This window comes from Agrobacterium sp. A3-95 (assembly GCF_053521785.1).
In genome coordinates this window covers 1-13,482 of sequence record NZ_JBNWDR010000003.1, presented here as the reverse complement: position 1 = coordinate 13,482, position 13,482 = coordinate 1, and the positions used below count along the sequence as shown (strand labels likewise).

Annotated in this window: 11 protein-coding genes, 1 tRNA gene and 1 pseudogene; 8 read left to right on the top strand and 5 right to left on the bottom strand. The window is 56.1% G+C overall.

Going from position 1 to position 13,482, the window contains the following annotated elements:
• Positions 1 to 188 precede the first annotated feature (188 nt).
• Together ACQZ5Y_RS09490 and ACQZ5Y_RS09485 are read left to right on the top strand one after the other, a co-directional pair.
• Positions 189 to 1,550 (top strand): LLM class flavin-dependent oxidoreductase, encoded by a 1,362-nt coding sequence (locus tag ACQZ5Y_RS09490; protein WP_174050035.1) that lies wholly within the window; start codon positions 189 to 191, stop codon positions 1,548 to 1,550.
• 11 nt (positions 1,551 to 1,561) lie between these two features.
• On the top strand, positions 1,562 to 2,077 hold the full coding sequence (locus ACQZ5Y_RS09485; protein WP_174049994.1) for a flavin reductase family protein: 516 nt from the start codon (positions 1,562 to 1,564) through the stop codon (positions 2,075 to 2,077).
• A gap of 23 nt (positions 2,078 to 2,100) precedes the next feature.
• Here the strand turns inward: ACQZ5Y_RS09485 and ACQZ5Y_RS09480 are convergent, their stop codons facing one another.
• Complete coding sequence (locus ACQZ5Y_RS09480) at positions 2,101 to 3,021, bottom strand: LysR family transcriptional regulator (RefSeq protein ID WP_080797685.1); 921 nt, start codon at positions 3,019 to 3,021, stop codon at positions 2,101 to 2,103.
• 129 nt (positions 3,022 to 3,150) lie between these two features.
• On the opposite strand from ACQZ5Y_RS09480, the gene ACQZ5Y_RS09475 reads away from it, so the two are divergent.
• The 6 genes and pseudogenes from ACQZ5Y_RS09475 to ACQZ5Y_RS09450 form a co-directional block, all read left to right on the top strand.
• Positions 3,151 to 4,191, top strand: coding sequence for an aromatic ring-hydroxylating dioxygenase subunit alpha (locus tag ACQZ5Y_RS09475; protein ID WP_174049996.1), 1,041 nt, complete (start codon positions 3,151 to 3,153; stop codon positions 4,189 to 4,191).
• 138 nt (positions 4,192 to 4,329) lie between these two features.
• Complete coding sequence (locus ACQZ5Y_RS09470; RefSeq protein ID WP_174049998.1) at positions 4,330 to 6,291, top strand: DUF2817 domain-containing protein; 1,962 nt, start codon at positions 4,330 to 4,332, stop codon at positions 6,289 to 6,291.
• Between the two features lie 71 nt (positions 6,292 to 6,362).
• Complete coding sequence (locus tag ACQZ5Y_RS09465; RefSeq protein ID WP_003514202.1) at positions 6,363 to 7,157, top strand: transporter substrate-binding domain-containing protein; 795 nt, start codon at positions 6,363 to 6,365, stop codon at positions 7,155 to 7,157.
• A gap of 137 nt (positions 7,158 to 7,294) precedes the next feature.
• A complete protein-coding gene (locus tag ACQZ5Y_RS09460) occupies positions 7,295 to 8,002 on the top strand; it encodes an ABC transporter permease (protein WP_035198759.1) in 708 nt (235 codons plus the stop codon).
• A gap of 4 nt (positions 8,003 to 8,006) precedes the next feature.
• Positions 8,007 to 8,693, top strand: coding sequence for an ABC transporter permease (locus tag ACQZ5Y_RS09455; RefSeq protein WP_013636823.1), 687 nt, complete (start codon positions 8,007 to 8,009; stop codon positions 8,691 to 8,693).
• Positions 8,672 to 8,797, top strand: a pseudogene (locus ACQZ5Y_RS09450) (S-(hydroxymethyl)glutathione synthase); the annotation flags it as partial. The gene ACQZ5Y_RS09455 and the pseudogene ACQZ5Y_RS09450, both read left to right, overlap by 22 nt.
• Positions 8,798 to 8,848: 51 nt before the next feature.
• Here the strand turns inward: ACQZ5Y_RS09450 and ACQZ5Y_RS09445 are convergent.
• The 4 genes from ACQZ5Y_RS09445 to ACQZ5Y_RS09430 form a co-directional block, all read right to left on the bottom strand.
• Entirely contained in the window at positions 8,849 to 10,270 is a 1,422-nt protein-coding gene (locus tag ACQZ5Y_RS09445) for an FAD-binding oxidoreductase (protein WP_174050000.1), read from the bottom strand.
• Positions 10,267 to 11,388, bottom strand: a complete 1,122-nt coding sequence (gene hisC, locus ACQZ5Y_RS09440) for a histidinol-phosphate transaminase (protein WP_112675621.1) — start codon at positions 11,386 to 11,388, stop codon at positions 10,267 to 10,269. The genes ACQZ5Y_RS09445 and hisC overlap by 4 nt, the downstream gene beginning before the upstream one ends.
• 41 nt (positions 11,389 to 11,429) lie before the next feature.
• A complete protein-coding gene (locus ACQZ5Y_RS09435) occupies positions 11,430 to 12,539 on the bottom strand; it encodes a 2Fe-2S iron-sulfur cluster-binding protein (protein WP_174050002.1) in 1,110 nt (369 codons plus the stop codon).
• A 537-nt stretch (positions 12,540 to 13,076) separates the two neighbouring features.
• Positions 13,077 to 13,153: transfer RNA gene (locus ACQZ5Y_RS09430), tRNA-Met, on the bottom strand.
• Positions 13,154 to 13,482 lie beyond the last annotated feature (329 nt).

Below are 13,482 nucleotides of genomic sequence, written 5' to 3'. Positions count from 1 at the left end.
CATCAGGCCTTCCAACGGGAATGTGATCCTGTTGCGTGGCGCCGCAGCCTCTCGGGCTGATGCGCAGACGCGCCACTAATCCTTGTTAGTATTTCTAACCTACGGAGAAGATTTCGGCCGATTGTTGCAGCGTTGATCCTCGAATAGCCTGAGACGAGAATTGGTATCAGGCAAAAGAGGGAACGATGTTGAAACGGCAGGACAAGATCAAGCTCGGAACCTTTGTTTACACGTTCGGCTTCCATGCAGCCGCATGGCGGCACCCGGCAAGCAAGGTAACGGCAGCAACCGACTTCAGCCACATGTTGAATGTGGCCAGAATTTCTGAAGCTGCCAAATTCGATTTCATGTTCCTCGCCGATTCCGCTGCGGCTGCCGTTGGTGACCCCGACGCCCTGGCGCGCAGCCCGACCAAGCAGAACCGGTTCGAACCGCTTTCTCTCATCTCGGCACTTTCGGTGATGACGGAAAGACTGGGTTTGGTCTCGACGGTATCGACGAGCTATTATGAACCCTTCAATGTCGCCCGGATTTTCGCGTCTATCGATCAGCTGAGCCGGGGACGCGCCTGCTGGAATGTCGTCACCTCCGATCATGACGAGACCGGCTACAACTTCAATCGTCAGGGTCTCGATCCTCACGCCGTCCGTTACGAGCGCGCGCAGGAATTCATCGACGTAGTGTTCGGCCTATGGGACAGCTTTGAACGCGACGCCTTGCTGCTCGATCGCGAAAGCGGCGTTTATTATGACAAGGACAAGCACCATACCCTCAATCATGTCGGCAAGCATTTTCAGGTGCGCGGCCCCCTCAACATTGCGCCTTCCGAGCAGGGGCGGCCTGTTATTGCTCAGGCCGGCGGCTCCGAGGCCGGAATGAACCTTGCTGCACGGACGTCTGAAATCGTCTTCAGCCTGGCATCCAACATCGAGAGCAACAGGGCTTTCTACCAGAACGTCAAAGGACGTATGCCGGCATTCGGTCGCGATCCCGAAGATCTCAAGGTCATGCCGGGCATTGTCGTCAATGTCGGGGAGACCGAGGCCGAGGCGAAGGCAAAAGTCGATTTTCTCATCGACAGCCTGCATCCGGACGTAGGTCGGTTGATGCTTTCGGAGTTCCTCGAAGCCGACCTTCGTGGCGTCCCCCTCGATCAACCATTTCCGATGGACCGGCTGCCCACCGAGCCGAAAGGCTCGCGCAAGATGTTTGACCAGCTCGTCGAGTTCGTCAAGCAAGGACAGACAGTGGGACAATTGATCCGCCACTACGCAGAACGCCACACCGGAAACGGAATAACCGGGACACCAAAACAGATCGCAGACTACATGGAAGAGTGGTTCGAAACCCGTGCCGCCGACGGTTTCATTCTTATGTTCCCGACACTTCCCGCAAGCCTGGAAGATTTCGTCCGCCTTGTCTTGCCGGAGTTGCGGCGACGCGGACTGTTTCGTGAGGAATATGAAGGATCGACGCTGCGCGAGAACCTGGGGCTTTCGATGCCTGCCAACCGTTACACGGCCGCCAAAGGCGATAAAGAGCGCATCTGAAGGAGCCGATCATGGTGGACCGGATGAAAATGCAGGAGCCATCTCCGGGCGCTGACCTCTTCAAATCCTCCATGCGGAATCTGGCGGGTGCCGTTTGCGTCATCACGACAGGCACGGGTGAAACACGAACCGGCTTCACCGCAACATCCGTCACAGCACTTTCTGCGGATGGCCCGACTGTGATGGTCGCACTCAATCGTGGATCCTCGTCCTGGGAAATCGTCGAGAAAGCCAGACGGTTTTGCGTCAACGTCGTCGCTGAAGGTCAGGAAAACGTCGCCCACTCATTCTCGGGTTTTAATGGCCTTAAGGGTGCCAGCCGCTACGATGGCGCCGTCTGGCACACGATGGCGTCAGGCGGCCTTGCGCTGAATGGCGCTCTGGCAAGTCTGGACTGCGAACTCGAAGACGCGATCATCCATCGATCCCATGTGATCCTGATCGGCCTCGTCCGGTCGATAAGGACGCATGACGATGCCCGGCCACTTCTGTACTGGCGCGGAGAATATCAACACATCAGAAAGTGATATCCCGAGCGGTAGGCCCTTAGTCACGCACTACGGTTCGGGGACGATGCGACAGACTGCTTTTTCGCGATCCCCATCACCCACATATGAAATTCTCTTCCGTAGGGCTTATCGAAAACGGAACGATCCCATGCCAGATAGTAGCTCTCGGGAAGCGGAAGGCGGATGTCGAAAGGAACAACAAGTGTACCGGCCTGCAACTCGTCCTCGATCATCGAGACCTGAGCCAGCACGAAGCCGTGTCCGTTGACCGCAGCGTCGATTGCGTTGCTCGACAGCGCGAAAAACAGGCTCGAGAGTTTTTCATTCACGGTCGCGCCAACCAGCTGCGCCCACTCGCTCCATTGTGGCGGACGGCTGTAATGGGCTTCCCACTCGATATTGAGCAAAGGGAATTTGAGAAGGTCGGCGGGCGCCGATAATGTCCGTCCCCCGAGCAGACGCGGCGAACATGCAGGAACCACCCAATCCGTATAAAGCGGCACGAAATGCGCATGCACCTCCGCCCGCTTTCCATAGGTTATGCGGAAATCGCTCTGGCCGCCCGACAGGCTGGGTTCGTCATCCTTGCCGATGATACGGACATTGGCTTCCGGATAGAGAGCCTGCCACTCGAAGATCTTGCGGCCGATCCACTTGTTCACCACCGAGCTGAGCGCAGTCAGCACGATGCCGGTCTGGCTCCGCGCCCGTTCGAGAACATCGACGGAATGATTGAGCTGGCTGAAGCCTTTGGCGACTTCCTTGTGAAGAAGAACACCCCACGACGTCAGTTCCACACGGCGTCCGATACGTTCGAGGAGCGTAACGCCGAGATGGTTCTCAAGCTTGCGCACCTGTTGGCTGATGGCACTGGGTGTTACGCCCAGTTCTTTGGCGGCCGTGCTCATCGTGCCGCACCTTCCTACGGCTTCGAAAGCTTGCAGGGCATGGAGTGGGGGCATAGCCAATATAGTATCTCCAGTTCTGCTTTTTGTTAAGTTTTTCTAAACAAAAACGCAACGAAAATCCGCTTGTCCCGCATCGCAACAAGGAAAATACTGTTCCGATTAAAGCGAGAACGGGGGAAGAAAATGTTTCTCAAGAATGCTTGGTACGTCGCCACCTGGGATCACGAAATCGGACGAGACCTGACACCCGTAACGATGCTCGGCGAAAATATCGTCCTTTATCGTCTTCAGAATGGCAAGCTTGCAGCGCTCGAAGATGCCTGTCCCCATCGCAAGCTCCCCTTGTCCATGGGGCGTATCAAGGGCGACGACGTCGAATGCGGCTATCACGGACTGACCTTCGACTGTTCCGGCGCCTGCACCCGCGTGCCGGGTGCAGAGCGTATTCCACATGTGGCCTGCGTCCGCTCCTACCCGGTGGAGGAACGTTACGGGCTCGTCTGGGTCTGGATGGGTGAGGCCGCGAAAGCCGATCCCGCAGAGATTTTCCATGTCGAACATTTCGGTGATCCGTCCTGGGGCGTCAATCGCGGCGAGTCGATGACGATCAACTGCAATTACCTCTACATGACGGACAATCTGCTGGACCCATCCCACGTCGCATGGGTGCATCAGAGCTCGTTCGCCAGTTCCGCCTGCGAAGAAACGCCATTGGAAACAACGGTGAAAAGCGATGGCGTCGTCGTCTGGCGCTGGATGCTGGATTCAGATCCAGCCCCCTTCTACGCACCGTTCCTGCAATTTGAGGGGAAATGCGATCGAAAACAGCATTACGAGGTTCGCTACCCCAGCAATGCCATCATCAAGGCCATCTTTGCACCATCAGGCTTCGGTGGCGAAGGCCGCGAATTGCCAGCCAATACGTTCTTGATGGACAGCTACAATTTCATGACGCCAGTCGATGAGAACCGCACGAAGTATTACTGGTTTCAGATGCGAAATTTCGCGCCCGACGACCCGGACGTTTCAGCGCGCTTCGCAACATCCGTACGCGGCGCATTCGAGGAAGACCGTGTCGTGCTGGAGGCGGTCCACCACGGGATCGCGAACAAGAAGACTCCAAACCTCGATCTGAAGATCGATGTCGGACCGCTGCGGTTCAGACGCAAGCTTTCACAGATGATCGATAGCGATACCATGAATGTCGTCGCTGCCGCGGAGTAAGCGCCTGCGCCGGAATGACTAACGATATGGTCTTCGCCTGCTCAAATGGTCAGGCGGAGATGGCAAAAAAATAATAACCGGGAACATAGCTGGTGATCGGCAAAAGCCGACGCCCGCCACAAATCGGGAGTATCCTTGATGCGCCACATCAGGCAGCCTGAGCTCTATTCAGTGGACTATAATGTGCTGCGGCAACGTTTTCTTTCCGCCGCGCGCCGGTCGAATGCTGCGTTGTTCGAATATAAGCATCCATTGCATGGCCCAGGTGGAGAGCACCTTTTCACGGATGTTGCATATCTGGGCGAACGCAACGCGTCAAAAAAACTCGTCATCTTGTCCGGCACGCACGGAGTTGAGGGGCAATTCGGATCGGCTTGCCAGGCTGAATGGCTTGCCGCAAATAACCCTTTACCGCTTCCTCCCGATACGGCTGTGGTGATGATCCATCTGATCAACCCGTGGGGAACAGCATGGAGCCGACGGGTCAACGAGGACAATGTCGATCTCAACCGAAACTTCGTTGACTGGAAAAGAGCCGTTCCACGAAACGAACGATACGCCCCACTCCATAATGCATTTGTCTGCGCCGAATGGGATGGGCCCGATCGTGACCGTGCCGATCAACTGCTGAGAGATGCCAAGGCCGCTTTAAACGGTCACGCAGGGATCGCCGCGATTATCGAAGCAGGCCAATACGACTTTCCAGACGGACTGTTTTATGGCGGAAACGGCCCGACATGGTCGAACCGCACCCTCAACGATATCTTGAGCACTTTCGTCAGCGGCGCGTCGGATGTCGTCGTCTTCGATCTTCACACCGGTGCAGGCCCTTACGGATATCCCGCGCTGCTATCCGTGGCGGAAGAGGACCATGCCGGTCTGGAATGGGGCAGAAAAACCTATGGGCACGCACTCGCGGTCGTGATGACCGGCAAGGGCGCAACGACCGATACCGGCATTGCGGCAACGGCTACGGGCTACGTTTCAGCAGCGGTCTGCAAATCCTTGCCGGACAGCCGCGTATTGCCGCTGGTAATCGAATGCGGAACCCTTGAAGGCCCGGTGGTGATGGACGCAGTGCAGGCGGATAACTGGCTGCATCTTTTCGGGAATATCGAATCTCCGCTTGGGCAGAAAATCAAGAAGACGCTGAGAACGGCGTTCATTCCTGACGATCCCGAATGGCAGCAGAACTGTCTTGGGACAAGCTTGCGATATTTCGACCGCGCGCTGACCGCATTTGCGTCGGTTACTCCCCTGGCTTCAAAGGGCGCAACCGCTCCGGCTTTGGTGAGCGACTGGCCACCGGCCGTGCCTGTCAACACCAAACGCCATGAACGGCCAGCCGTTGAAGTTCATGATCTCCATAAAAGCTTCGGCACGCACGAAGTCCTGTCGGGCGTGGGGCTGAGTGCCGATCCCGGTGAAGTCGTTTCCATGATCGGCTCGTCAGGTTCCGGCAAGAGCACGTTTTTGCGCTGTATAAACCTGCTCGAACAGCCCAGCAGTGGAACGATCGTCGTTGATGGCGAGGAAATACGAATGAAGGGTGGAGCGAATGGCCGTTCGCAGCCAGCAGACATGCGCCAGGTCGAAAGAATTCGCGCCCGCGTGGGAATGGTATTCCAGAACTTCAACCTCTGGCCCCACATGTCCGTGCTTGAGAACATCATCGAGGCTCCCGTCCATGTTCTTGGCGAGCGTCGCCAGGATGCAGTCGACCATGCCCATCAGTTGTTGAAGAAAGTGGGACTGTCGGAAAAGCATGCCCAATATCCCGGGCAGCTTTCCGGCGGCCAGCAGCAACGTGCGGCCATCGCAAGAACACTGGCCATGCGGCCAAAAGTCATCCTCTGTGACGAACCGACATCCGCTCTCGACCCCGAACTTGTGGGAGAGGTCCTGCGCGTGATCCGTCAGCTGGCAGAAGAGGGCAATACCATGATCCTCGTGACGCATGAAATGCAGTTTGCGCGCGAGGTATCTCACAAGATTCTCTTCTTACACAAAGGAAAGGTGGAGGAAGAGAGTACCCCGGCGGAATTGTTCACCAATCCGCGATCGGAACGCCTGCGTCAGTTTCTGTCGCGAACGTTATGACGTGATCCGCTGTGCCGGCGCTGTGTCCGGCAAATCAAACCTAACAAATAACCAAATAGGGGAATTCGCATATGAATCTGAAAGTCCTGTCACTCGCCCTGCTTCTTGCAGGCGTCAGCACGGCGCACGCTGCCGAAGGCGAATTGTCGATCGGCACCGAAGGTGCCTATCCACCATGGAGCATGGCCGATGCTGCCGGCAATGTAACCGGCTTCGACGCCGATGTCGGCAACCTGCTCTGCACGAAGCTCGCCGTGAAGTGCCGGTTCGTCGTGCAGGCCTTTGATGGCCTGATCCCTGCCCTCAAGGCGAAGCGCTTCGACGTCATCATCTCCGGGATGTCGATTACCCAGGATCGAAAAAAGGAAATCAATTTTTCGGTCGGATATGCTGAGCTGGCAAACATGTTCCTCGTTCCCAAGACGTCCGATCTCGCCGGCATCAAGGATATCGACACTTTGTTGAAGGGCTTGGACGGCAAGACGATCGGCGTTCAAACCGGCACGACGCACGCCCATTTCATCGAAAAGCGGGTGCCGAATGCCAATCTCAAAACCTACGACACGCTCGACAATATGCAGATCGATCTCGCAAGCGGCCGCGTTGAGGCAGCATTTGCAGACGCCTCTGCACTTCAGGATTTTCTCGCCAAGCCCGAAGGCAAGGACTTTCAGTTTGTCGACGTGAAAGTTCAGAGCAAATTCGATTCCACCCTCGGCGAAGGGATCGGCGTCGGTATTGCCAAGGAGAACACCGAGCTGAAGACGAAGATCGACAAGGCACTGTGCGAGCTCGTCGCGGATGGTTCGATCGGCAAAGCGAGCCAGAAGTGGTTCAAGATGGATATCTCCAGACCCTGCAACTAAGACGCCTGCCCCGCTCTTCCCAGAAGTGCGGGGCAACCACTCAATCGCAACCTGACAGGGTGCGCACGGTCGAAGACGCTGACGATGCCTGCTGCCAAAAAGGCAAGGGAGTGCGCAGCAAAACCAAGGCAAATCCAATGGAGTCTAGTCTGATCCTAGTTTGGCAGGGTGGTTGGATAAGAGCCATTCTGCAGGGGGCCGCAATAACGATTGCCGTCGGTACGGTCAGCATGCTTGTCGGTGCGTTGATCGGAACCTTGTGCGGGGTCATCAAGTGGGCGCGGATATTCCCGCTGACACTTGTGGTAGACGCCTATACCTCTCTCGTGCGGGGGGTGCCGGAACTGCTTATCATCTATCTGCTGTTCTTTTCTTCCGTGCAATTCGTGACACAGGTTGCCACAGCTTTCGGATATGCTGCCCTTGCGGACAGCGGATATGCCTTCATCATTGCCATCATTGCCATCGGTACGATTTCAGGCGCCTACTCGACCGAGGTTATCAGGGGAGCATTGGCTTCCATCCCGACGGGACACATAGAAGCTGCGCGCGCACTGGGGATTCCCGGGCGCCGCATCTTCAGGCGCATCATCATCCCGCAAATGCTACGCATTGCCATCCCCGGTATGAACAATGTCTGGCAGACAACCATCAAGGACACGGCACTGGTATCGGTTGTCGGGCTGCAGGAACTGATGCGCGCCGCCTCGGTTGGCGCCGGTAGCACCCGCAATCCCCTGATTTTCTTTCTTATCGCAGCCGTCGTGTATTTCGCGATCACCATCATAAGCCAGGCTGGATTCGACAGGGTCGAACGCCTGGTGAGACTAAGGGCGAGGAAGTAACGCGATGGATATCGAATTCCTGAAAACATCGATGCCTTTCCTCTTGAAAGGGCTTTCCACAACGGCGACCATAACCGCGATATCTGTCGCGATCGGTTTCAATCTCGGCCTTGGTCTTGCGCTCATGCGGCTGTCCGAAAACCGTTTCCTTGCCGGGTTTGCAAAATATTACAGCATGGTCTTTCGCGGTACACCGCTGCTTGTACAGCTGTTCCTGTTTTACTACGGGCTTGGCCAAATTGGCTTTATCAAAGGCAATGCCATAACGTGGTGGGTGATTAGTGATGGTGCGCGCTGCGCGGTCATGGCGATGGCGCTCAACACAGCCGCCTATACATCGGAGATTCTGCGAGGCGGATTATTATCGGTTCCCGCGGGTCTCAAGGAAGCGGCCAAAGCCACGGGAATGTCACCATTTATGCGTTTCCGCCGGATCGAATTCCCGCTCGCCATTCGCCAGGCTCTGCCGGCTTACGGCAATGAGCTGATCCTCGTCGTCAAGGGTACGAGCCTTGCCTCGACAATCACGGTTCTCGAGATCACGGGATATGCAAAGCGCCTGATGAGCCAGACATTCGCGATTTTCGAGGTTTTCGCCTTGGCGGGTGCCATCTACCTCGTCATCAACCTCACCCTCGTCATGCTCATCCGCATGCTTGAGGCACATCTGATGCGTCACGAAGCGCGCTGAAGGCCAGTAGTCTCGAACCTTACGACTGCCTGTCACGCGCATTTATGGACTATATCGCCGCCTGGACAGCCAAAAAAATGGCGATCTGGCGAACTGAACCGTAGCCGCCTATGTCGTGTCCGCGCCGCGCGCCTAAAGAGCGCGGCGTTGTCATGTCAGCCGGTGACTTTGCCGGGGTTAAGAGTGCATCCGCCATCGATTGCGGCCTTGATCTGCGTCATCAAGGCAAATTTTACCGGGTTCGCTGTCTCCCGCAACGCATGAATGCGTTTGGAGCCTATCCCATGTTCCGCCGAGAACGAACCACCCGATTGCGTCAGGTCGCGGTACAGAACGGATTCGATGGCAGCAATCTTGGCGGGCGTCAGAGCTGCCCCGGCTGCATTGAGAACAATGTGAAGATTGCCATCGGCAATGTGGCCGAAGAGGTAGGGATCGAGGAGAGGATCGATTGACCGAAGCTCCGGTACGCAGCGAGCCACATATTCTCCGATCTGCGACAAGGGGACGGAGACGTCAAAGGACGGCGCAGCCGGATATCTGCGATAGATAAGGTCCGTGTCCTCCCTCAGACGCCACAACTCTGCTTCCTGCGCCTTCGATGTTGCGACGACAGCGGACACGTTCGGATAGGTTTCATACAGCTCCTCGTAAATCCGGCCGAGCTCCATCTGAAGCTGTTCCTCGTCACCGCCGCCCAGAGACATGATGAGGTTGACAGGATAGTCAGGGGCATAATCTGGCGCCGACCAAAGGTGCTCGCCCGCCGTCAGGGAGAAAAACGAATTCCAGATCGCTTCCGCCGCACGCATGTGGCCATACCTCACGGTCAACCCCAGCCCGGTTGCATCAAGAGCCGCTTCAACGGAGGGAAGCCCAAAAAGTGCGGTTGCGGTTGCTGCGGGAACCGGCTCCAGCTTGATGGCAATTCTGGTCACAATACCAAGCGTACCCTCGGCCCCGATGAAGAGATGCTTGAGATCGTATCCTGCGGCGTTCTTCACCACGCGTGTCAGGTCGGAATATATCGAGCCATCAGGCAATACGACTTCCAGTCCGAGCACGCGATGTCGCATCACCCCATATCGAAAGGCAGAAATCCCGCCGGCATTGGTCGAGACCATTCCGCCAATCGTGGCAGAACCACGCGATGGCAAGTCGATGCCTGGCTCGAGACGATGCTCCGATGCGGCCGCCTGCAACGCTTGAAGCGTAACGCCCGCCTCCACAACGGCAACCCGCTCATCTGGATAGATTTCCACGATCCGGTTCAGCCGGGCGGTGGACACCACGATTTGACCGGGGACGGACACACCCCCGCCAACAAGCCCGGTTCGGCCACCCTGTGGTACAACCGATATACCATGGGCAACCGCAGTTTTTATGATCGACGCAACCTCGTGCGGAGATGAAGGGAAAGCAACCGCATCCGCACCGAAATTCGCAGGCGTTACGCCATAATCGAGATTGGCAACGGCATCACCGCGTTTCAGGTTCGACAGGCCGATAATCTGGTCGATTTCATTGAGAAACGCGGCGGACAAATCCCGTGTTAAGGCGGTATTGTGTTCGATCATGACGCGACTTTTGCCTCAGGAAGCTTATCTTTGAGTGAGCGTAACGCTTCGAGAAAACGGTCGTTTTCCGCAGGGAGCCCGACGGTCACACGAATGAAGCTGGCGAACTCCGGTTCTTTCCAGGGTTTGACGATGACGCCATGGGACAGGAAATGATCGAAAGCGATCGAACTGTCGCAACCAACATCGATGAAGAGAAAATTCGTCTGAGAGTCCGGAACGAAAAGATCAAGCGAGGCGATTGCCGCAGCCATGCGCCTGCGCTCCTTGATGACGCTTTCGACTGAAACCCGCATCCAGTTTTCGTCATCGAGCGCGGCAACTGCGGCCAATTGCGCGGCTGCATTGACGTTGAACGGTGTTTTTGCAGATGACATGGCCTGTGCCAGCCGCTCATCGGAAGCCACGGCATATCCGACGCGCAACCCAGCCAGCCCATAGGCCTTCGAGAAGGTTCTGAGCACGACCCAGGAGATAGCGCTGTCAGCCAGTGTCTTAAGCCCATCTGGCGTATTCCCGTCGCAGAATTCGAAATAGGCTTCGTCGAAAACAAGCAACGTCTCTTTCGAGACAGCTGCAATGAGGCTTGAGAGCTGATCCTGTCGCAACGCCGGGCCCACGGGATTGGAAGGCGAGGAGATGAAGAATATCGATGGCTTTTCGCGCAATGCGGTCGTCATCGCCTCAAGATCGAACCGAAGATCCTTCGTCATCGGTATCTTGATGATTTTCGCACCATTTGCTTTGGGCTCGATTTCGTGAAGGCCGAAACCAGGTATCATCGCGACCACGGTAGCATCCGGGCGCAGGACCGCGCGACAAACGGCAGCGATCATCTCTTCGGAGCCGTTTCCAATGACAATCCGGTTTCCGGCAACGCCGATCTTTCGACTAAGCGCATCACGCAAGATCACACAGGCAGGATCCGCATAGCGTGAAGGGTCAAGACTGGCCAGCGCAGCGGTTACCTTCGGAGAGCAACCATATGGATTCTCATTGCTGGCAAGGGCCGCAATATCGGTCAAACCCGTCTTGCTTCGCGCAACGGCGATATTCATTCCAGCATTATATGGCGGGAGTTCAGCAACGTGCGGGTTGAGTCTAAGTATATCGGCCATGTGTTGATCTCGCTGATTTGGACAAACGCTGGAATCTGGTTTCAGAGGTCGAGTACGACTGAACTCACGGGCTTGGAACAACAGAGGAGAATCTGCCCGGACGGCACGTCATCCAGCGGCTCTTCCACATATTCCACGTCGCCGGACACAAGGTCCTGGACACAGCTGCCGCAGACACCCGCGCGACAGGAGAATGCTGGCTCAATACCCCGGCTCTCCAGAAAGCTCAGGATGGATTCCGAGGCTGAATCCCACTCGAATCTGGCATTTGACTTTCCGAGAACAATCTCGATGCCGGAGTACTCAGGCTCTGACGCCACCGGAGCAACAGTGAGGCTGAGGTTTGCTTCCTTCTTCGGCTGCGATGGCGAAAGCAGGGAGGCAGGCCCGAAAAACTCGTAGGCAATCTTGCTTTTCTCCAAGCCGAGGGAGAGGAGCAGGTCATACATCGCCTGCATGAACGGCGGTGGTCCGCACATATAGACTTCGTAATCGTCCAGCGGCAGAAACGACTGCAAGGTCTCCCGCTTGATGAAACCGGCGGAATGGAACAGCCCGGCTTTAGCATCCTCGTCGGTCGGAAAACGATAACAGTAATGAATATGGACGTTGCTGCGCTGTTCAGCGAGCACCCGTACTTCTTCACGCAGCGCATGGGTAGCAGCCCCATCGCAGGCATGGACGAACCAGACGGGCCGATCGCTTTCCGCAACCAGGACCTTCAACATGGATATCGTAGGTGTCAGCCCGACGCCACCGGACAAGAGAATAACCGGTCGCTGACTGGCCTTGTCGAGTTTGAAGGCACCACGCGGCCTGTCAATATGGATGACCGCACCCTCTTCTACGGCGTCATGGAGCCAGCACGAAACAAGACCATCGGCCATATCGGGCGCTAAAGCGGCCTCCCGTTTCACGGTAATACGATAGACCCCGATCTCATTTGGTCCTGACGAAACCGTGTAATTCCGGACAAGCGGTTCTTTGCCTTCGGGATGCGGTATCTGGATCGTCAGAAACTGGCCCGCCTCAAAAGTACACCAATCCGCAGGATCGACAGGCGTGAGGTAAAATGACGTGATCGTGGCACTCTCGCGCACCTTGCGCTTTACCTCGAACGGGCGAAAACGTGGATCCAGGCGGGTCGTCATGATTTGCTTGTCCTGATGATTGCAATATCCGGAAATCTACAGATCGCCTCGAGAGCCCTCCCCGTGAGATCGCTCAAAGCTTGCTTCAATCTGCAGACGGTCAAAGGTTTTCGCGGGAGGCAGAACTTCCTCAAAAACTCGCTGGCAATTTGGTCTTCACCAATTTGCAGCCCCAAGGCCTCACCTCAATTTATCCCTCTGACAAATCTCATTATTTGCGCGTCAACAAAGAGAGACAATCCCGCCACAGATGGGTTTTTGTTTAGAAAAGCTAAACTATGGGGGTTTGAACCGGCGCGAGCAACTCTGGATTTGCGCCCTCGTTTTTACCGGGATACGCCAAGCAGAACGTGATCTTCATAACCAATCGTTAGATAGTTGCAGAGTGCTCCGCGAGCAGGGTATAGGCCTAGCTGCACGCTATCAGAGCCCCACGTGGCTATACCGCCAGCAATTCATTTGCGGTATCCAACGCCCAAAACGCACGAAAGCCCTCTACGATGAGAGGGCTTTCGTGTTGAATTTATTCGTAAATTTTGGTTGCGGGGGCAGGATTTGAACCTGCGGCCTTCAGGTTATGAGCCTGACGAGCTACCGGGCTGCTCCACCCCGCGTTACCAGCGTAAATCCCTATTGGATTTATCGCGACCAGCGTAAATCCCTATTGGATTTATCGCGACTGCATCACAGGGACGCTGTGATGTATACTTCCGGAGCAAATTGCCGAAGGCGATTTGTCTCCTTTAAGGGACGCACGTTGCGTTTTCCTTATGTTTTCATGTTACGCAATGCAAAAAGGCCGCTTTGAGCGGCCCTTTGTATCGGCTGGGCCGAAGAGTTTGCTTGAGAAGATATTTGTTGCGTTTTGCAGACCTGGCAGCGACCTACTCTCCCGCGTCTTGAGACGGAGTACCATTGGCGCTGGGGCGTTTCACGGCCGTGT

Bases quoted from the DNA above. Each gene is read 5' to 3' on its own strand.
- ACQZ5Y_RS09470 (WP_174049998.1), top strand. From the start codon at position 4,330: ATGCGCCACATCAGGCAGCCTGAGCTCTATTCAGTGGACTATAATGTG.
- ACQZ5Y_RS09465 (WP_003514202.1), top strand. From the start codon at position 6,363: ATGAATCTGAAAGTCCTGTCACTCGCCCTGCTTCTTGCAGGCGTCAGC.
- ACQZ5Y_RS09460 (WP_035198759.1), top strand. From the start codon at position 7,295: ATGGAGTCTAGTCTGATCCTAGTTTGGCAGGGTGGTTGGATAAGAGCC.
- ACQZ5Y_RS09455 (WP_013636823.1), top strand. From the start codon at position 8,007: ATGGATATCGAATTCCTGAAAACATCGATGCCTTTCCTCTTGAAAGGG.
- ACQZ5Y_RS09445 (WP_174050000.1), bottom strand. From the start codon at position 10,270: ATGATCGAACACAATACCGCCTTAACACGGGATTTGTCCGCCGCGTTT.
- ACQZ5Y_RS09480 (WP_080797685.1), bottom strand. From the start codon at position 3,021: ATGCCCCCACTCCATGCCCTGCAAGCTTTCGAAGCCGTAGGAAGGTGC.
- ACQZ5Y_RS09435 (WP_174050002.1), bottom strand. From the start codon at position 12,539: ATGACGACCCGCCTGGATCCACGTTTTCGCCCGTTCGAGGTAAAGCGC.
- ACQZ5Y_RS09485 (WP_174049994.1), top strand. From the start codon at position 1,562: ATGGTGGACCGGATGAAAATGCAGGAGCCATCTCCGGGCGCTGACCTC.
- ACQZ5Y_RS09475 (WP_174049996.1), top strand. From the start codon at position 3,151: ATGTTTCTCAAGAATGCTTGGTACGTCGCCACCTGGGATCACGAAATC.
- hisC (WP_112675621.1), bottom strand. From the start codon at position 11,388: ATGGCCGATATACTTAGACTCAACCCGCACGTTGCTGAACTCCCGCCA.